General features: G+C 72.7%; 21 protein-coding genes. 11 read left to right on the top strand and 10 right to left on the bottom strand.

The window, feature by feature from the left end; translation table 11 throughout:
* Positions 1-22 precede the first annotated feature (22 nt).
* Positions 23-973 carry a ribose-phosphate pyrophosphokinase gene (locus ACIODU_RS26105; RefSeq protein WP_161309656.1) on the top strand — a complete coding sequence of 317 codons (951 nt, stop codon included), beginning with the start codon at positions 23-25 and terminating at the stop codon, positions 971-973.
* A 54-nt stretch (positions 974-1,027) separates the two neighbouring features.
* Positions 1,028-2,023 carry a D-cysteine desulfhydrase family protein gene (locus tag ACIODU_RS26100; protein ID WP_401770191.1) on the top strand — a complete coding sequence of 332 codons (996 nt, stop codon included), beginning with the start codon at positions 1,028-1,030 and terminating at the stop codon, positions 2,021-2,023.
* Between the two features lie 9 nt (positions 2,024-2,032).
* Here ACIODU_RS26100 and ACIODU_RS26095 read toward each other — a convergent pair whose 3' ends face one another.
* Positions 2,033-2,896: a haloalkane dehalogenase gene (locus ACIODU_RS26095; protein WP_401770189.1), complete on the bottom strand. Its 864-nt coding sequence runs from the start codon at positions 2,894-2,896 to the stop codon at positions 2,033-2,035.
* 244 nt (positions 2,897-3,140) lie between these two features.
* Between ACIODU_RS26095 and ACIODU_RS26090 the strand changes: the two genes are divergently transcribed.
* Positions 3,141-4,334: a threonine synthase gene (locus tag ACIODU_RS26090; protein WP_401770187.1), complete on the top strand. Its 1,194-nt coding sequence runs from the start codon at positions 3,141-3,143 to the stop codon at positions 4,332-4,334.
* Positions 4,331-5,026, top strand: coding sequence for a transcriptional regulator (locus tag ACIODU_RS26085; protein WP_401770185.1), 696 nt, complete (start codon positions 4,331-4,333; stop codon positions 5,024-5,026). The genes ACIODU_RS26090 and ACIODU_RS26085 overlap by 4 nt, the downstream gene beginning before the upstream one ends.
* On the opposite strand, the gene ACIODU_RS26080 is transcribed toward ACIODU_RS26085, so the two are convergent.
* Positions 5,017-5,769 (bottom strand): hypothetical protein, encoded by a 753-nt coding sequence (locus ACIODU_RS26080; protein WP_401770184.1) that lies wholly within the window; start codon positions 5,767-5,769, stop codon positions 5,017-5,019. The two genes, ACIODU_RS26085 and ACIODU_RS26080, sit on opposite strands and share 10 nt — an antisense overlap.
* A 292-nt stretch (positions 5,770-6,061) precedes the next feature.
* Here ACIODU_RS26080 and tap point away from each other — a divergent pair, with 292 nt between their 5' ends.
* The gene (gene tap / locus ACIODU_RS26075) at positions 6,062-8,200 is read left to right on the top strand and encodes a telomere-associated protein Tap (protein ID WP_401770183.1); all 2,139 of its coding nucleotides are present in this window, start codon (positions 6,062-6,064) and stop codon (positions 8,198-8,200) included.
* 6 nt (positions 8,201-8,206) lie between these two features.
* A complete protein-coding gene (tpg, locus tag ACIODU_RS26070; protein ID WP_356421451.1) occupies positions 8,207-8,764 on the top strand; it encodes a telomere-protecting terminal protein Tpg in 558 nt (185 codons plus the stop codon).
* Positions 8,765-8,801: 37 nt separating this feature from the next.
* Here the strand turns inward: tpg and ACIODU_RS26065 are convergent, their stop codons facing one another.
* Positions 8,802-9,329: a DUF1203 domain-containing protein gene (locus ACIODU_RS26065; RefSeq protein WP_401770181.1), complete on the bottom strand. Its 528-nt coding sequence runs from the start codon at positions 9,327-9,329 to the stop codon at positions 8,802-8,804.
* A 145-nt stretch (positions 9,330-9,474) separates the two neighbouring features.
* Between ACIODU_RS26065 and ACIODU_RS26060 the strand changes: the two genes are divergently transcribed.
* Entirely contained in the window at positions 9,475-9,636 is a 162-nt protein-coding gene (locus tag ACIODU_RS26060; RefSeq protein ID WP_401770179.1) for a hypothetical protein, read from the top strand.
* On the opposite strand, the gene ACIODU_RS26055 is transcribed toward ACIODU_RS26060, so the two are convergent.
* The 3 genes from ACIODU_RS26055 to ACIODU_RS26045 all read right to left on the bottom strand — a co-directional run bounded on the left by ACIODU_RS26055 (position 9,629) and on the right by ACIODU_RS26045 (position 11,668).
* Positions 9,629-10,027, bottom strand: a complete 399-nt coding sequence (locus ACIODU_RS26055) for a DUF6221 family protein (RefSeq protein ID WP_356421456.1) — start codon at positions 10,025-10,027, stop codon at positions 9,629-9,631. The genes ACIODU_RS26060 and ACIODU_RS26055 overlap by 8 nt on opposite strands.
* A 130-nt stretch (positions 10,028-10,157) precedes the next feature.
* Positions 10,158-10,886 (bottom strand): peptidoglycan recognition protein, encoded by a 729-nt coding sequence (locus ACIODU_RS26050; RefSeq protein WP_356421459.1) that lies wholly within the window; start codon positions 10,884-10,886, stop codon positions 10,158-10,160.
* Between the two features lie 173 nt (positions 10,887-11,059).
* Positions 11,060-11,668 carry a hypothetical protein gene (locus ACIODU_RS26045; protein ID WP_401770176.1) on the bottom strand — a complete coding sequence of 203 codons (609 nt, stop codon included), beginning with the start codon at positions 11,666-11,668 and terminating at the stop codon, positions 11,060-11,062.
* A 184-nt stretch (positions 11,669-11,852) separates the two neighbouring features.
* Between ACIODU_RS26045 and ACIODU_RS26040 the strand changes: the two genes are divergently transcribed.
* From ACIODU_RS26040 to ACIODU_RS26030, 3 genes are all read left to right on the top strand, one after another.
* On the top strand, positions 11,853-12,464 hold the full coding sequence (locus ACIODU_RS26040; protein ID WP_401770174.1) for a TIGR04222 domain-containing membrane protein: 612 nt from the start codon (positions 11,853-11,855) through the stop codon (positions 12,462-12,464).
* A gap of 132 nt (positions 12,465-12,596) precedes the next feature.
* Positions 12,597-14,117, top strand: a complete 1,521-nt coding sequence (locus ACIODU_RS26035; protein ID WP_401770173.1) for a purine-cytosine permease family protein — start codon at positions 12,597-12,599, stop codon at positions 14,115-14,117.
* Positions 14,118-14,202: 85 nt separating this feature from the next.
* Positions 14,203-14,919 (top strand): GntR family transcriptional regulator, encoded by a 717-nt coding sequence (locus tag ACIODU_RS26030; protein WP_401770171.1) that lies wholly within the window; start codon positions 14,203-14,205, stop codon positions 14,917-14,919.
* Positions 14,920-14,991: 72 nt separating this feature from the next.
* On the opposite strand, the gene ACIODU_RS26025 is transcribed toward ACIODU_RS26030, so the two are convergent.
* The 4 genes from ACIODU_RS26025 to ACIODU_RS26010 all read right to left on the bottom strand — a co-directional run bounded on the left by ACIODU_RS26025 (position 14,992) and on the right by ACIODU_RS26010 (position 17,333).
* Positions 14,992-15,618: an alpha-ketoglutarate-dependent dioxygenase AlkB gene (locus ACIODU_RS26025; RefSeq protein ID WP_401770169.1), complete on the bottom strand. Its 627-nt coding sequence runs from the start codon at positions 15,616-15,618 to the stop codon at positions 14,992-14,994.
* A 101-nt stretch (positions 15,619-15,719) separates the two neighbouring features.
* Positions 15,720-16,154 (bottom strand): hypothetical protein, encoded by a 435-nt coding sequence (locus ACIODU_RS26020; protein WP_401770168.1) that lies wholly within the window; start codon positions 16,152-16,154, stop codon positions 15,720-15,722.
* A gap of 182 nt (positions 16,155-16,336) precedes the next feature.
* Entirely contained in the window at positions 16,337-16,711 is a 375-nt protein-coding gene (locus ACIODU_RS26015; RefSeq protein WP_401770167.1) for an SH3 domain-containing protein, read from the bottom strand.
* A 160-nt stretch (positions 16,712-16,871) separates the two neighbouring features.
* Positions 16,872-17,333: an SPW repeat protein gene (locus tag ACIODU_RS26010; RefSeq protein ID WP_356421478.1), complete on the bottom strand. Its 462-nt coding sequence runs from the start codon at positions 17,331-17,333 to the stop codon at positions 16,872-16,874.
* A 304-nt stretch (positions 17,334-17,637) separates the two neighbouring features.
* Between ACIODU_RS26010 and ACIODU_RS26005 the strand changes: the two genes are divergently transcribed.
* Positions 17,638-18,075, top strand: coding sequence for an Asp23/Gls24 family envelope stress response protein (locus ACIODU_RS26005; protein ID WP_401770164.1), 438 nt, complete (start codon positions 17,638-17,640; stop codon positions 18,073-18,075).
* The last annotated feature ends 92 nt before the right edge of the window (positions 18,076-18,167 follow it).

The following is an 18,167-nucleotide window of genomic DNA, read 5'->3' as shown; positions in this document are numbered from 1 at the left end:
GATCATGCGAGGAGCCGTTTTCGTGCGAGACATCGCTGTATTCAGCGGTAGTGCACATCCCGAGTTGGCGGCCGAGGTGTGCGGGCATCTGGGCGTTCCGCTCAGCCCCGTACGCACCAGCCGGTTCGCCAACGACTGTCTGGAGGTGCAGCTCCAGGCCAACTGCCGGGAGCGGGACGTCTTCCTGATCCAGCCCCTGGTCACCCCGGTCCAGGAGAACCTCGTCGAGCTGCTGCTGATGTGCGACGCCGCCCGGGGCGCGTCGGCCAGCCGCATCACCGTGGTCATGCCGCACTACGCGTACGCGCGCTCGGACAAGAAGGACGCGCCGCGGATCTCCATCGGCGGCCGGCTGGTCGCCGATCTCATGGTGACCGCCGGAGCGAGCCGGGTGCTGGCGATGACCCTGCACTCGCCCCAGATGCACGGCTTCTTCTCCGTACCGGTCGACCACCTGCACGCGCTGCGGGAACTGGCCGCGCACTTCCACGACTACGACCTGTCGCGGACCACCGTCGTCTCGCCGGACCTCGGCAACGCCAAGGAGGCCGCGGCCTTCGCCCGGATGCTCGGCGCGCAGGTGGCGGCGGGCGCCAAGCAGCGCTTCGCGGACGACCGGGTCAGCATCAGCGCGGTCATCGGCGACGTCACCGACCGCGACGTCATCGTGCTGGACGACGAGATCGCCAAGGGCAGTACGGTCCTCGAACTGCTCGACCGGCTGCGGGAGATGAAGCCCCGCTCGATCCGCGTCGCCTGTACGCACGGGCTGTTCTCCGCCGGTGCCCTCAAGCGCCTCTCCGCGCAGCCGGACGTGCTGGAGATCGTCTGCACGAACACGGTCCCGATCCCGCTGGAGGAGCACACCGAGAAGCTGCGGGTCCTCTCCATCGCCCCGGCGCTCGCGGAGGCCGTACGGCGCATCCACAACGGGGAGTCGGTCAGCGCCCTCTTCGACGCCCACACCACCTGACCCGTCCCCGCCGCCCCGGAGAGACCTGCCCTGCGATCCGATCGAGAGAGCCGGATGAGCGACGAGACTCCCGTACGGCTCGGCACCTGGCCCACCCCGCTGGAGCCGGCGCCGCGCCTCGCCCGGATCATCGGGCTGGAACCGGACGACCTCTGGATCAAGCGCGACGACCTCACCGGTCTCGCGGGCGGCGGCAACAAGGTGCGGAAGCTGGAGTGGACCGCGGGGGCGGCCCTCCGGCAGGGGGCCAGGACCCTGGTCACCAGCGGCGCGCCGCAGAGCAACCACGCCAGGCTCACGGCCGCCGCCGCGGCGCGCCTCGGCATGGACGCCGTCCTCGTACTGAAAGGCTCACCGCCCGGCGCGGTGAGCGGGAACATCGCGCTCGACGGCCTCCTCGGCGCCCGGATCGTCTGGGCGGGCGACGTCGACCAGGCGGGTCTGGGCGCCGTCCTGGACGAGGTCGCGGAGGAGCTGCGTGCCCGGGGCGCCGGGCCCGCGGTGATCCCGTTCGGTGGATCGAGCGTCCTGGCCGCCCGGGGATACGCGGAAGCGGGGCGCGAACTGCAGGCCCAGGCACCCGACCTGGCGACGGTGGTGGTCGCGATGGGATCCGGCGGCACGATGGCGGGCCTGGTCCACGCGCTCGGCGCGGACCGGGTCCTCGGCGTGGACGTCGGAGCCGTCACCGACCCCGGCCGGGTCGTCTCGGACTTCGTCGCCGGCCTGGCGGGTCCCGGGGCGGTCGCCCCGTCCCCGCTGCGGCTGCGCCGGGACCAGGTCGGCGCGGGGTACGCGGAACTCACCGACGCCGTGACGGACGCGCTCACGGTGACGGCGCGCGCGGAGGGCGTGGTGCTGGACCCGGTGTACACGGGCCGCGCCATGGCCGGTCTGATCGCGGCGGTCGCCGAGGGGGACGTACGGCCGGGGCAGCGCACCGTCTTCCTGCACACGGGCGGCCTGCCCGGACTGTTCGGCCACGCCGCCGCGATGGCGCGGGCGCAGGATGCCGTCACCGACTCCTCGACCGTGCACCGCCGCTCGTAGCGCACGCGGTCAGGGCAGCTCGGGCAGCCATGCCGCGAGGGCGGCGCCGATCCGGTCGGGGGAGTCCTCCTGGACGAAGTGGATGCCCGGAACGGTGAGTTCGCGCTGGTGGGGCCAGGTGCGGCACCGCTCGCGAGGTGCGCCGGTGAGGAACTGGCCCGGCTCGGCGTTGACGAACAGCTTCGGCACCGGTGTCGCACCGAGCCAGGCCGCGTTGGCCTCGACCACGGCGGTGACGTCGGCGGGCTCACCGTCGAGGGGCAGCTCGCGCGGCCAGACCAGCATCTGGCGGCGTGCTTCGCCGGGCTCGCGCCAGGGGCGGCGGTAGGCGTCCCGTTCCTCCGGGGTGAGCTCGCGCAGCACGCCACCGGGAAGGAAGCTCTCGATGAACACATTGTCGTCGAGGACGAGCCGTTCCCCCTCGGGGCCCCGGACGCGTCCGATGAACTCGCCCCCGTCGGCGAAGTGCGCCGGCGTCAGCGGCGCCACGATCGCCTCCATGTACGCGATGCCACGCACCGCGTCGGGGTGACGGCGTGCCCAGTCGAAGCCGAGCACCGAGCCCCAGTCGTGCACCACGAGCACGACGCGCTCCCGGACGCCCAGCCGGTCCAGCAGGCGCTCCAGGAAGGCGGCATGGTCGGCCAGTCGCATGCCGCGTCCGGGCAGCGGGTCCGAGTCGCCCATCCCGGGCAGGTCGGGGGCCACGCAGCGGCCGAGTCCGGTGACGTGGGGCATCACGTTGCGCCACACGTACGACGAGGTCGGGTTGCCGTGGAGGAAGACGATCGGGTCGCCCTGTCCCGCTTCGACGTACGCGATCCCGGTGCCGTCCACGTCGACGCGCCGCTTCTCGCCGGTCGCAGGGCTCATCTCGACTCCATCCCCGCCATGTGTCAGTGGCGTTCGCTTCACGGTTACGGCAGTGGCAGGCGCCGGCCAGCACAACGAACGACCGGGCCAAAGGAAACGACGTGCGCGGAGAGCGGGAGGCGAGCGTGACCACGCACCGCTTCTTGACGAAGGGTCTACCTTTGTATTTTCCGTCCAACCGGTGCGACTGGTCCAACCGGTGCGACCCGTGCACTCCGTCCGACCGTTCGAAGGGCAGCCGACCATGGAACGTCCGTCACCACCCCGCTACCTCGACGAGCGCTCCGGCAGGACCTACCCGCTGACCGGCCGGCGCTGGCGCGGCGACGACGGCGCGCCCCTGACCGTGACCCCCCTGCCGGGCATCGGCCGCGACGACCTGGACACCGGCACCCGCTCGCTCTGGCGCTACCGCGCCGCCCTGCCCGTCGCGGTGGACCACCCGGTCTCGCTCGGCGAGGGCGGTACGCCGCTCCTCGCCTCGTCCTGGGGCGCGGTCCAGGTCTCCTTCAAGCTGGAGTGGTTCAGCCCGACGGGCAGCTTCAAGGACCGCGGGACGAGCGTGATGATCTCCCACCTGGCGGAGCAGGGCGTCACGGACGTGATCGAGGACAGCTCGGGCAACGGAGGCGCCTCCGTCGCGGCCTACTGCGCGGCCGCCGGCCTGGGCGCCGAGATCCTCGTACCGGAGTCGACGTCGGAGGCGAAGATCCTCCAGAGCCGGGCGTACGGGGCGCGGGTGCGCCTGGTGCCGGGGGACCGGGACGCGACGGCGGCCGAGGCCGTCCGCCGCGCGGCCGACACCCCCTATGCCAGCCACAACTGGCACCCGTTCTTCCTCCAGGGCGTCAAGACCCTCGCGTACGAACTCTGGGAGGATCTCGGCTTCACCGCGCCCGACAACGTCGTCACGGTCGCCGGCGCGGGCAGTGTTGTCCTCGGCTGCGACCTGGGCTTCTCCGAACTGCTGGCGGCCGGCCAGATCCGCCGCCTGCCCCGGCTGCTCGTCGCCCAGCCCGCCAACTGCGCCCCCCTGCACGCCGGTTTCCAGGCCGGGGGCGAGACTCCCGTACCGGTCGACCACGCGCCGACCATCGCGGAGGGGGCCTCCATCCGGCGGCCCGTACGGTTCCCCGAGGTGCTGCGGGCGATCAGGCGCTCCGAGGGTGACATGGCGGCGGTCCCCGAGGCCGACATCGTGTCCGCCGTCCACCGGCTGGCCGCCAAGGGGCTGTACGCGGAGCCGACCAGCGCGACCGCGGCCGCCGCGATCGACCTCTTCACGGCCCGGGGGGTCATCAGGCCGGGACAGACCACGGTGGTGGTGCTGACCGGGTCCGGGCTCAAGGCCCCCGCCGTGATGGGACGGCTGGTGGCCGGGGAGGACGACGGGAACGGGCCGCTGGGAGACGGCGCGGGGACCGGGGGGACCGCGTGAGCGACGAGGACGAGCTGCTGCTGCGGGAGTCCGAGAAGATCGTCGTCGCGCTCGGCCGGATGTTCCCGGGGCTGTGCGAGGTCGTCCTGCACGACCTGCGCGACCCGGAACACGCGGTACGGGCGATCGAGGGCGGGCTGTCCGGCCGTCGGGTGGGCGACCCCGCCACCGAGCTGGGCCTCGCGCGCATCCAGGACCCCGGCTACCCCGACGTCCTCCAGAACTACCCCAACCGCTTCCCCGACGGCAGGGCCGCCAAGAGCACCTCGATCGGGATCAGGAACGGCGAGGGCCGGTTCGTCGCGGCCATCTGCCTCAACCTGGACGTCTCGCTGTTCGCCGGCGTGGCCAGGAGCCTCGCCGACCTGGTCAGGACCGACGACCGGGACCGGCCGCTCGCGGAGACCCTGACCGCCCGGAGTGCCGACGAACTGCGGGTGGTGACGGACGCGTTCGCCGCGTCGCGGGGGCTCACCCCGCGTGCCCTGGGGCCTGCCGCCCGGAAGGAACTGGTCCGTTCCCTCCGGGCGCGCGGCTTCCTCCAGGTCAAGCACTCCGTACAGACCCTCGGCGTCTCACGCGCCACGGTCTACAACTACCTGCGCGGACAGCCCGGATACCCGCGCGAACAGCCCGGCCCGGAGACCGGCGGGGGGCGGGAACCGGGCGCGGACGGCGGGGATCAGCGGTAGACGGGTGAGGGGAACGAGGCGGGGGCCGGGCTGAACAGGGCCGTGTACGGGTCCTCCTCGTAGTGCCGGCGGTGGCGCCCGGCCTGGCCGTGGTCGACGGACGACGGGGACGGCGAGGTGAGCAGGCCGTCGGCGGCGAGGGTCTGCACGCGCAGTAGGAGGGTCCGCAGGTCGAGTCCCAACTCGCCGGCCACGGTCTGGAGATCGAGGCCGGACTGCCAGCTCCACAGCAGGACGGAGTCCATGCTCGACGACCAGACGACGTTCTCCTCGACCATGGGCACCGTCATGGGCGCGGCCTGGGGCGGCGCGGACGGGTCGTACAGGCCCGCGTCCGGGTGCTGCGGGTTCATCTCCTCCCTGGGGTGCGGCAGATGGACCTCCATCTCCGTGGTGGTGTCGACGGGGGAGCCCGTGGCGGCCGTCGGGGCCGGGGAGTGGGGCGGGAGCGGGGACTCCGGCGGGTCCTCGGCGGCGCAGACCAGGAGGAGGCTCTTGGCGACCTTGCGGGCGTCCTCCCGCCCGACCGTGCGGCGGGCGACCCGTACCTCCCGCTCGTTCAGTCCCATCAGATCCGCCACCGAGCCGTCGTTGCCGACGGTGACGGCGAAGGCGGCGAGGGTTCTGTTCCGCTCGGCCTGCGCGTCGTCCAGCGTCGACTGCGCCTGGCGGACACGCTCGTCGCTGGCACAGAAAGCTTCCGCCAGGACGATGTTCCGCTCCCAGAGTTCACGTGGATTCACACACCTGACAACGCGCTGACCGGGAAAGGGGATGGATCATTCAGTCAATTACACTCAAAGGAACCAAACGTGTGATCGGGTAAACCTGGTCAAATGGTGCGTGAAAGGATACTGCGTCGTGCGCGCTGCACGTGCGTTCGGATCCACGGCCCGCCCGTCCTGCCCTGTGGAGCGCCGTACTTCCTCGCGGGCCCGCCCGCACGCGGTCTGACGACGCCGCCGTCCTGGCCGGTGTGTTTCATGTGCGTTGCGATGAGCGCTTTCGATAGGGTGTGGGGCGGAGGTGACTGCTGTGTCGCAGCAGGACGAGCTTTTCGCTTCGGTCGACGCGCTGTTGGAGCAGGTGGCCGCGCAGGACGGACTGCCCGAGCCGGAGGAGCGCAAGCGCCTGAGGAAGGCGGCCGGCCTGAGCCAGGAGCAGGTCGCGCGGGCGCTGGACGTGCGCCGCGAGGCCGTGACCGCCTGGGAGGCGGGCCGTACCGAACCGCGCGCGCCGAAGCGGGCCGCGTACATCCGCCTGCTGGAGGGCCTCGCCGCCCGCCACCCGGCGCCGGCCGAGCAGCCGCCCCCGGCGCCACCTCCGCCCGAGCAGCCGGCGGTCCCGGCCCCGGTCCCGGCCGCAGCCGAGGTCCCGGCCCTGGCCCCCGCCCCGCCCCCGCCGCCTCGCGCGGCCGAGCCGACGGCCCCGGCGCGGCGGAGCCCCCCGGTGAGCCGGCCGCCCCACCGACGCCCCACCGCGGTTACCCCTCCCGCCACCTCCACCACCCCCGACCCCCGCTTCGCCAACGGCCCCCTCGCGGTCCTGGACGGAGAGGGGAACGCGTACTGCGCCACCGGCACCGTCCTGGACTGCCCGGCCGACGACGTGGTCTCCCTCGTCACCTGGACCCTCGCGGAGGCGCGGCTCGGCGCCCCCCGCCTGCACCGCAACGGCAAGGACGCCGACCCGCTCATCGTGCTCACCGCGGGAGCCGCCGAACGTCTCGGCCTGCCCGCCGAGTTGGCCGACCGGCGCGCCCTGCGCCTGCCGGACGGCCACCCCGTCCTCAAGCGACTCGCCCGCGCCAAGTGGCAGTTGACCAAACGCGGCTTCGGCCCGTGGCCCCGGATCTACCGACCCGCGCGCGACGGCCGCCGGCAGTGTGTCCAGCTCGCGGTGGTGCCCTGGGGCGCGCTCGACCCACGCGCCTGGGGCCACGCCGGTGACCTCTCTCCGGCCGACCTCGCCCATGTGCTGGGCTCCTACGCCACGTTGGTCCTCACCCCCCGCGGCTCCACCGCCGTCTCCGGCCTGGAGCTGATGACCGCGCTGCGGCCCCCGACGCGGGCGGTGCAGGACGAGACCGGCGCCTGGGTCTCCGGGCCGGTGCCCGGCTCGCTCACGGCCGTTGTCGACCCGGCGCCCCCGGAGGCCCCCGACGAACACCCGGTGGCCGCCGCGCTGTACCCCCGTACCCACCAGCGCACTCCCGACGAGGTGCTGGACGAAGAGGCGTACGACTGGATCCGTGACCCCGAGCTGCTGACCGACGAGGAGTGCGCGAAGCCGTACGCGGTCGGCATCGACGTCAACATGGCCTTCGCCGCCGCCGCGAACCGGCTGGTGGTCGGCACGGGCCCGGCGGTCCACGTGACGAACCCGGCCTTCGACAAGAAGCTGCCCGGCTCCTGGCTGGTCGACCTCTCCGGGATCGAGATCGACCCGCGCCTGCCGTCCCCCTTCACCCCGCAGGGGACCCGGCCGGCCGGCCCCGCCTGGTACGCGACCCCCACCGTCGCGTACGCGGCGGAGCTGGGCCATCCGGTACGACCCGCCGAGGCGTACGTCCGGCCCGCGAACGGCGCGTACCTCGACGCCTGGTACACCCGGCTGCGGGACGCCTACCTGGCCACCATGGAACGGCTCGGTGTGGTCACCGGCATGTCCGAGCGGGACTTCCTCGCCGCGATGGAACACCACAAGAGCGCCGACCCCGCGCAGGTCGCCGTGCTGACGGCCGTCAAGTCGACCGTCAAGGGCGGGATCGGCAAGCTGCGGGAGCGCCCGCAGGGCACGGCGTACACCTTCGGCGAGCGCTGGCCGTCCCTCGAACGCCCCACCTGGCGCCCCGACATCCGCGCCGCCGTCATCTCCGCCGCCCGCGTCAACATGCACCGCAAGATGCTCAAGCTGGCGGCCACCGGACTCTTCCCGGTCGCGGTCCTCTCCGACTGCGCCGTCTACCTGTCCGACGGCCCCTCACCGCTGGACTTCCTGCCGTACACCCCGGAGGGCAAGCCCCTGCCCGGCGGATTCCGGCTCGGCGTCAGCCCCGGCATGGTCAAGCACGAGGGCACCCAGGACCTGATGTGGGCGGTACGGCTGCTCGACGCGGGCCACAACCCCGCGCGGCACATCAAAGGCACCGACGCCGCGATCGACGGGGAGTGACACCTGATGGGCATCCTGGGCGACAGTCTCGACAAGGCGGAGGCCAACACCTTCACGCGCCCGATCCCGGCGTCCGCACAGGCGCGGATGAGGTTCCTCGTACGGAAGGAGGGTGGCTCGACCCGCGCGGTCGCCCGGCGGCTGGGCGTCTCGCAGCGCACGGTGGAGCGGTACGTGAAGGGCCAGCTGAAACGCCCGCGCCCCGAGCTCGCGGCGCGCCTCGCCGAGGAGGTACGGAAGGACTGGCAGCCGAGGGTCAGGCAACGCGCCCGCCAGAAGGCCGCGAGCGCCACGGGCGTGGTGATCGAGACGCGCGCCCGCTTCGGCTTCACGGCGGCCCCCGGCACGTCGGACGACGGCCGCGTCCGCCGCATCACCCAGCACCTCCCGCCCCCCTACGCGGCCCGCCTCTTCGAGGCCCGCTCCCTGGGCGCGGCGGAGGACCAACTCCGCGCGATCGCCGCGGAGGGCCTCCAGGAGATCTACTTCAAGGACGGCGGCCGCCGCGCCCAGGGCCTGTCGGTCGAGTTCACGGACATCGACTACATCGAACTGGACTACTGACCGACACGAGCCGGCCCACGGCTCCCGATCACCGGTGTCACGGTCGGTCGTTCGGGCCCGTCGCGGTCGGGCGGTCCACGCGGAAGTGGTAGCAGCCGTATTCCACCGCTCGTACGTGGACCTGCGCGGTCTCCGGGTCCGCGAACGCCTCCGTGAAGGCCCGGTCGAAGGCCGCTTCGGCGTCCTCGGGCAGTTCCACCATGCGGCCGCCGATGATGTGGCCCCGGCCGTCGTACCGGCGGAAGGCGCGCAGAGCGCCGGGGCGGGCCCACGGGGGGCCGGCGTCCGGGGCGGGGCCGCCGCAGTCCTCGGCGTGGATGAAGACCGGGCCCTGCTCGTCGTACGCCCCCGGGTCCGCGCCCGTCTCCGCCGCCCAGCGGCGCAGCGGGGCGTACGAGACGAGGGCGATCCGGTCGCCCACGGCGCTGGGCCGCAGGCAGCAGCGAAGCGGGTGAGCGCCTTCCGTGTCCGTGTACGGGCGCATCGGTCGTCCGGCGTCGTCGCTGACGCGAAGCTCCTTGAGGGCGGTGGGGGTGAGGGGCTGAGGCTGGTAGTCGCTGGTCATGCCGTTCAGCCTGGCGCAACGGAGCGTGCGGAGCTGGCGGGAATCCGCCATGAAGTTCCGGGACCGGGTGTCCCGTCCCCGGGCCCCGGCGCCATAGGCGAAACACGACGTCTGTCCGGACCGGTCGCCGCGCGGAGCGCCGGCAGTGCCCCCTCTCCGGCGCCTGGAGGAGCAGCGGCGCGGCCACCGCGCCGCGCCGGCCGCGCACATGGACCCACCCGGGCAACTGGCCGCGTTCGCGGTCGCCAACGTACGGTTCGCCGTCGAGGAGCCGCCCGCCGCGCCTTCCGTCCCCGTGGCTAGGTGAAACGCGGCAGCCAACTCGCCCGGTAGTCCGGGTGGTCGGCGTGTTCGGCCGCCAACTGGCGTACGGCGAAGCCGAGGCCGACCGCGCGGCCCGACACGAAGTCGGACGCGGGGGAGTCGACGTCGAGGGCCGCCAGGGGGACGTACTGGTCGAGCAGGACGCGGCTCGACCCGATGCGCCGCAGTGTCCGCGCCGGGTCCTGGCGGGCGATGTGCTGGTCGAAGCCCCGGGTCCGGACGCTGAACGTGATCGCTCCGAGGTCGTCGTGCACCTCGCCCGGCGACTCCTGCGGAGTGCGCCAGCCGGCGCCACCCGCCGCCTCGGCCAGCCGCTCCTCGTCGTCGAGGCGCGCGCGTACGAAGGCCACGAGGTCCGCGTTGTGCTCGGTCATCAGGCTGTCGGTCCCTTGCGGTCGAGTCCGGATCGCAGAGGGAAGAGTATCGCCACCGAGGGGTGCGGACGTACCGCCCGTACGGCCGTCCGGCAGGCGGTCACCCCCGCCGGCCACCGCACCCCGCGCGTCACTTCTTCCGCAGCCGCGCCACCATCTGCCGCAGATGGGGAATCTGCTCGTAGAGCGCCTCGCCGGGACACTGCGTCTCGTACTCGTCCCGGTGACCGGAGATCACCCTCAGCTCGGCGGGCTTTCCCTTCGGGAAGCGGCTCCCGTCGTTGTTGGACACCATCCGCACCCGGCCCTCGGGGTCCACTCCGCGCGGCAGCTTCCACGCCGCGACGGCGGCGATCGACCTCAGCATCGCGGGCGGCACCTTCTGGCCGCTCCCGAAGTGGCCGAGCGCCGCGATCCCCAGGCTCCGGCCGTTGAACCCCTTCGCGTGCGCCCCGCGCACCGGCCGGTCCACGCCGCCGGCGCGTCCCTCGTAGATGTTCCCGCAGCGGTCCACGACGAAGTTGTAGCCCAGGTCGTTCCACCCCATGTCCTGGATGTGGTGCTCCTGCATGGAGCGCAGCATCCCCGGCACGTCCGCCCGGCAGTCGTAGGTGTTGGAGTGGTTGGTGTGATGGAGGAACACCATCTCCACCGCGCCGGTGTACGCGGGCTTCTCCCGTACGGCCTTCTCGTCCGCGTGCCACACCGACCGCCCGATGATGGCGGGACGGGGCGCCGCGGGACCGACCCGGACATGGTGGTGCCGCGGCTCCGGTGTCCTGCTCTCCGGAGCGTCGCACGTCACCACCAGTACCAGCGGCAGAAGCGCCAACCCCTGCCTGATCTTGCGGGGCCACATCCCCCCAACCTGGACCCCCGGACCCGTACCGCCAAGCGGGACGCGCCCGGTCGGGTGAGGGAACTGCCCGTACGGCGGCCACCACCGGCCCCCGACGGGCCCCGCACCCGGTGCCGCGCCCCGCCCCCCCCCGGGCCGGGTACGGGTCGGCCGGCGGGCGCCCGCGCGGGCGGTCAGTTCGGCCCGACCCCCGCCATGCCGTCCGGCGTGACGCTGAACCAGGTGCCGTCCACCCCGTACCCCTTGACGTCCCCGGGCTCCATGTCCTCGCTGTACCGGTAGACCGGCTGTCCTGACAGGGTCACCTGGAGGCTCCCGTCCGCCCGCTTGACCACCCCTACGTCCGACTCCTTGACCCCGTCGACGAAGATCTTCCCCTTCGGGGCGATGAGCACCGGCGGCCAGGTGTCGGTGCAGGTGTCGTCGCAGTTCGACTTGGAGGGGCTCGCCCCGTCCTTGTCGAAGCGGTACAGCGTGAATCCGGCGCCGTTGACGACGTTCGAGTCCGGGCTCCCCGTCGTGACGGCGGTCAGCTGCACCCACTTCTTCGCCACCTCCGACACGACCGGCGTGCCGGGCACGTTCGCCCAGTCACCCGTCTTCGCCGGGGCGTGGTTCTCCTCGGCGGTCCCCGACAGGAAGCTCAGGTTTCCGAGCAGGGCCCGGCCGGCGGTCGCGGCGCGGTCCGAGGTCCCGCTCGTACCGTCGCCGCACGCCGTCAGCAGCATCGCGCCTATGACGGCCGTCGCCGCGATCGTCCCTGTGCGCTTGCGGAACAACATGGATCTCCTCGTGGTGCGTGCTCCGTCTCTGCCGGAGCGCCTAATCCTCACACGTGCGCAACCCCCTTGATCCCTCAGCCGGTTACCGCTCCGGGACACAACGCCGACCGGATCGTGGCCGGGGGGTGACCTGCCGGGGCGACACTGGAGGCAGGGCACCACCTGGACGAACGGGGGATCTTCCATGGCGGCCATATTCCGGCGACGCGTTCCGGCAGCGGTTCCGGCGCTCGATCCGTACGACATCGCCCATCTCGCCGGCGGCCCTCGGCGGGTGGCCGAGACCGCGCTGACCGGGCTGCGGGACCGGGGCCTGGTCCGCGTCATCGGCTCCCGGGTACGGGCCGTCCCGGCCGGCGAGGAGGCGCCCGCCGCCCCGGCCGGGCATCCCGTCGAGGAGGCGCTGCTCGCGCTGTGCCCGCGGGGGAGGGGGCTCGCCGCCGTGCTCGCGGGCGTCGCCAAGGACCCCGTGACGGAGGGGATCGGCCACCGGCTCGTCTCGTACGGTCTGCTCACCCGGCGCCACGGCCTCACCCGGGCCGGACACCGCCACCTGGAGGCCGCCCGGCGCGAGGGGACACTCCCGGCGTACGTCTTCGACGGCCCCGCCGCCCTCCCGGACGCGCGGTTCCGCGCCACGGTCACGGCCGCGACCCTGCCGTCCGGCCTCGGCAAGGCGCTGCTGAGGATGGCGAACGCCCTGGACCGCGACGCGGACTCGCACGGGCACGGGGACTCCGACGGGGGTTCCGGCGGGGGCCACAGCTGCGGGGGCGGCGGAGGCGGGGACTACTGAGCCGCGCCCTCGCGGGAACGGGCCGCGACCGAATCGTGCGCGTGGGGGCCGCCCCCGCCCGTGACGGCTTGTTGACGACGTGGGACACCCCTCCTATTCTCGACTGAACACGTCTAGACAGGCAGGTCGGCGATGGCAGGCACGCGCGACAGCGGATCCGGTCCCGCCCCGGGACCCGGCTCCGGCTCTGGGCCGGGGCGACAGATCCAGGTGGAGACCCACGGTCTGGACGTGATCGGCGACGCGGAGCGCAAGGGCACTCCCCGTCAGCTCTTCTGGCCCTGGTTCGGGGCCAACGTCTCGATCCTCGGGCTCAGTTACGGCGCCTTCGCGCTCGGCTTCGGCATCTCCTTCTGGCAGGCCCTGGTCGCCGGGCTGGTCGGCATCATCGTCTCCTTCCTCCTCTGCGGCTTCATCGCGGTCGCGGGCAAACGCGGCTCCGCGCCGACGATGGTGCTCAGCCGCGCCGCCTACGGCGTGCACGGCAACCGGCTGCCCTCGGTCGTCTCGTGGGTGCTCACCGTCGGCTGGGAGACCGTCCTCACCTCGCTGGCCACCCTCGCCACCGCGACCGTCCTCGGACGGCTCGGCTGGGGCGGCGGGACCGAGACCAAGATCATCGCGCTGATCCTCATCAGCGCGCTCGTCGTGGTCGGCGGCGTGATGGGCTTCGACCTCATCATGCGGCTCCAGACCGTGATCACCGTGGTCACCGCCGTCCTCACCCTCGTCTACATCGGGCTCGTCGCCGACCACATCCACTGGCACACCGTCAGCGCCCTCCCCGGCGGCTCCGCCGAGGAGTTCATCGGCGCGCTCGTCTTCCTGCTGACCGGCTTCGGCCTCGGCTGGGTCAACGCCGCCGCCGACTACTCCCGCTACCTGCCGCGCCGCTCCTCGACGCGCGGCGTGATCGGCTGGACCACGGTGGGCGCCTCCGTGGCGCCGGTGATCCTGCTCGTCTTCGGCCTGCTGCTGGCCGGCTCCTCCAAGAGCCTCAACACCGCCATCGCCGCCGACCCCATCGGCGCGCTCACCACGATCCTGCCCACCTGGTTCCTGGTCCCGTTCGCGATCGTCGCCGTCCTCGGCCTGGTCGGCGGCGCGGTCCTGGACATCTACTCCTCGGGACTCGCGCTGCTCTCGGCGGGCCTGCGGGTGCCCCGCTACCTCGCCGCCCTGTTCGACGGCGTCCTCATGATCGCGGGATCGGTCTACATCGTCTTCTTCGCCGACAACTTCCTCGGCCAGTTCATCGGCTTCCTGACCACCCTCGGCGTGCCCGTGGCGGCCTGGTGCGGGGTGATGCTCGCCGATCTGCTGCTGCGCCGGGGGCCGTACGACGACCTCGACCTGTACCGCCCGCGCGGCCGCTACGGCGACTTCTCGTGGGTGCCCCTGGCGCTCACCGTCGTCGCGACCGCGCTCGGCTGGGGTCTCGTCACCAACGCCGCCGCCAGTTGGCTCAACTGGCAGGGCTACCTGCTGGGCCCCTTCGGCCTGGGCGGCAAGACCGGTTCCTGGGCCTTCGCCAACCTGGGCGTGCTGGCCGCCCTGGTGCTCTGCTTCGCCGGATATCTGCTCCTCGCGCGCGGCCGGGTGCGCGCCCAGGAGCGGCGGCCGCCGGCGATCGGGGACAAGCTGCCCGTATGACGTCCGTACCCCGTATGACGTCCGTACGGGACGGCCGGCCCGCCCCGGACCCCACCACGCCCGAGAAGCTCGCGGGAGAAACGACATGACCGGAATCTGGCTCAAGCACCAGAAGATCTCCGAGGCGCTGGCCAAGGAGATCCGCAGCGGTGGACGGCGGGCCGGTGAGCAGCTGCCGGGCGAGAAGGCCCTGGCCCAGCGGTTCTGCGTGAGCCGTACCACCGTGCGCGCCGCGCTGGCGGAGCTGAGCGAGGCCGGTCTGATCGTCACCCGGAGCGGCAAGGGGTCCTACGTACTCTTCGACGGCCAACCCCTGGACACGCCCCTGGGCTGGGCGCACGCCCTGGCCACCCGGGGCATCTCCTCCCGGGTCCGGACGATCGCCGTCGAGGAGGTCAACGACGACGCGCTGGCCGAGCGGCTGGGGGTGGAGTCCCCCGTCTTCGTCCGGGTTGCCCGGATCCGGGAGCTGACCGACGACGGCTGCGTGGTGTCGTACGAACGAAGCTTCCTGCCCCCCGTCCCCGGGGTACGGGAGCTGCCGAGGCAGGGGCCCGCCGAGATGTCCCTCACGGAGGTCATGCGGCGGGCCGGGCTCCACCCCGACCACGGGGAGCAGCGCCTCGGCGGCCGCCGGATCACCGCACGCGAGGCGGAGCTGCTGCGGCGGGAGCCGGGCGACTGGTTCCTGGACGCGCGGCGCACCAGCTTCGCGTCGGACGGCTTCTTCGTCGAGCACGTGGTCAGCCTGCTCGACCCCGAGCACTTCCAGATGTCGCTCGAATTCCAGGGCGGCGCCTAGGGCGTGTCTTGCCGATCAGCAAGACACCCCCCAGGTCCTGGGCCCGGTGGGCCCGTACCTGTCCGGCGGGACTCAGTTCACGCCCTCCGGGCGGAACTGGACGCTGATCCGGGGGCCGACGCCGCGCGCGGTCTTGGGGATCGCGTGTTCCCAGGTCCGCTGGCACGAGCCGCCCATCACGATCAGGTCGCCATGCCCCAGCGGCACCCGCGTCGTCGGGCCGCCCCCGCGCGGCCGCAGCGTGAGGTCGCGCGGTTCGCCGACCGAGAGGATCGCGACCATGGTGTCCTCCGTGGAGCCGCGCCCGGTCCGGTCGCCGTGCCAGGCGACGCTGTCCCGGCCGTCCCGGTAGTAGCAGAGCCCCGCCGTGGCGAACGGCTCCCGCAGCTCGGCCGCGTAGTGGACGCCCAGGGCCGTGCGCGCCTCGTCCAGGACGGGGTGGGGGAGGGCGTCCCCGGCCCGGTAGAACGACAGCAGGCGCGGAACGGCCACCTCCCGGTCGTACATCCGGCGCCGCTCGGCGTGCCACGGCACACCGGCCACCAGTTCCCCGAAGAGCGTGTCCGCGCCGCTCAGCCAGCCGGGGAGGAGATCGATCCACGCCCCGTCGCCCAGCACGGTCCGCCGGAGGCCGCCGAGCGGTCCCAGGCGTATCTCCTCGGTCTGGTCGAACAGCGAAGGCTGGAGATGTACGGACATGTGCACCAGCGTAAGCCCGAATAATCGAATACGTGAGCTATTTTAACGCCCGTGACGCAGGGTGTCGGCGCCGTCGCTGTCGTGTGTGGGGAGGGGGCAGGTCAGCGCGGCGCCCGTCCGTACGCGATGTCGGCCCGCGCGAGAGGGTGGTCGTTCTCCCCGCGTTCCATGCGGCGTACCTCCTCCGCGGCCGGCGCCCGGAACCCGGTCGGCGTGGCGGACGGTCGCGGCGCGGTACGGGGGAACATCTGGAAGAACGGGTCGAGTTCGCTCAGGAACGCCTCCGGTGCCGGGACGGGCGAGTCCTCCACGACGGTCTCGGACCGCACGTCGGTACAGCCGGCCTCCAGCAGGGCGCCCTCGATCTCCGGGCGTTCCAGGTGCGCGGGGGACACGGGGAACTCCAGCGTCCCCACGTCGGGGTCGCCCAGGCGCTCGATCGCCCGGGCCAGGGGCACGAACATCGGCCCGGCTCCCAGCGGGGGCGCCCGGTACACCACGCCGATCACGCCGCCGGGACGGACCACCCAGACCATCTCGGTCAGACCAGACCATCTCGGTCAGAGCTGATCCGGGGATCGGCGCGGCTCCGTCCAGAGCCGACTCCGCGAGTCGCACCGAGGTGGGCTCGGCCCGCCGCTCCGCGGGCCGGTCGTGACGCGCGGACCTCCGACGGCGTGCGTCGGAGGTCCGGCGGTCGTCCGCGCTGTCGGGTCGGTCAGAACCGGCAGTACGCCACCGGCGAGAAGTTCTTCACGAAGCGGGCCGAGACCCAGCCCCGCTTCGAACCGCCGAGCAGGTACCAGAGGTTGTTGCCCTCGACGTTCTGGCCGCGGGTCTTGCAGTACAGGGTGATGATCGTGCCGGGCTGGAAGCTGCCGAGGTACGCGGAGTTGGTCGTCGGCCTCTGGCGGATGCTCAGCGGGAGGCGGGCGATGACCTTGCCCCTGGGGAGCGCCGCCACCGCCGTGGTGGCCTCCGGCGGGGTCGTGCCCGTCGCCGCGGCGGGGGTGGCGACCAGGGCGCCGGAGCCGGCGAGGATGGCGACGGCGAGGGCCGCGGTGATCCGACGCTTGATGCGCAGTTCGTACACAGTTCCTTCTTTCCCTGAAGGGGTGGTACCTCCTTATGGCACGCGGCGCGACCCGGCGCCGGGACGGACACGGGAACGTCACCCGGATGCCCCGGACACCGCACCGCCCGGCCGCGTGGTGCGGCCGGGCGGTGCGGTGGGGCGGTGGAGCGACGAGCGGTCAGCCGCGTGCGCGGCCACGACTTCGGCGCCCGGCCATCCCCAACACGGCCGTGGCGAGGGCCAGGCAGACACACGCGGCGCCGACGGCGACGTTGCTCGCCATGGTGCGCGTGGTGGTCACGTTCCCGGCCACCACCCACGGGGCGATGATCGTCCACACGCCGATCCCCAGCGCGGCCCATCCCATGCCGTGCGTCCGCTCGTAGGCCGCGGAACCGAACCCGAGGGTGAGCAGGGTGAACGCGATGCCGGCGATGAGGTTGGTCACGGTCAGGGTCGTGAGTCCGCTGAAGCCCACTATCCAGGGCGACGCGGCCAGGAAGAGGCCGGCCAGCAGGCTCAGGCTCTGCACGGCCTGCGCGAGGGGCGTCGCGATCGCGCGCTCGGAACGTGCCTGCAAGGCGCGGATGTCGGGATGGTCCTCGATGGTCGATGACGGACGAGGTGATGGTGATGCCATGGCCAACTCCTTCGGCTGATGGTGTGGCTCGTTAGGTGACGTTCCCTTCTCTGGGCGATCAAAATGTCCGATAAGGTAAAAAATAGGTTAAGCGGTGTTTTAGGGCATATGTGAAGCCAGTTGGTCGCTCCCCGTGTCCGGACGCCGGAAGCGGTGGCCGAACACGGGGAGCGTCGGGAGGGGCCCGGCGGCGGGGGAGTGCTCACCCGAATGGCGTGCTCCGGGGAGGGCGCGCACAGTGGAGGCGAGGGGGACGACGGGGGTTCGAGTGAGCGATCAGCCTCTGCGAGAAGGGAAATCTCTCATGGCGGAAAACCAGTCCGCGGTGACCACGCGGCACAACGGAGCACATCACGACGTCAAGGGCAGTACGGTCATCGCCGACTCGGTCGTGTCGACCATCGCCGGCATCGCGGCCCGTGACACGGGTGGCGTGTACGCGATGGGCGGAGGCATGTCCCGCACGATCGGGGCGGTACGTGACCGCGTGGCCGGTTCCGAGGACCCGACCCGGGGCGTCAAGGTCGAGGTGGGCGAGAAGCAGGCGGCCATCGACCTGGAGATCGTGGTCGAGTACGGGTCACCGATCGCGCAGACGGCGGGCGACATCCGCTCCAACGTCTCCGACGCGGTGCAGGGCATGACCGGACTCGACGTGGTCGAGGCCAATGTCACCGTCTCGGACGTGCACATAGCGGGATTCGACGACGACCAGGACACGGACAACTCCCGCGTGGTGTGACCCACGACGCGAACGGCGCGTCCGCGCGTACGACGGCCGGGGTGACCCTTCGCCGAACGCCGGGCCCGCGCGGGGATGTTGGTCCCCTACGG

The organism is Streptomyces sp. NPDC088261, assembly GCF_044740805.1.
GTDB lineage: Bacteria > Actinomycetota > Actinomycetes > Streptomycetales > Streptomycetaceae > Streptomyces.
Note: the sequence above shows the minus strand (reverse complement) of the source record. Positions and strands in the feature narration are given on the sequence as shown.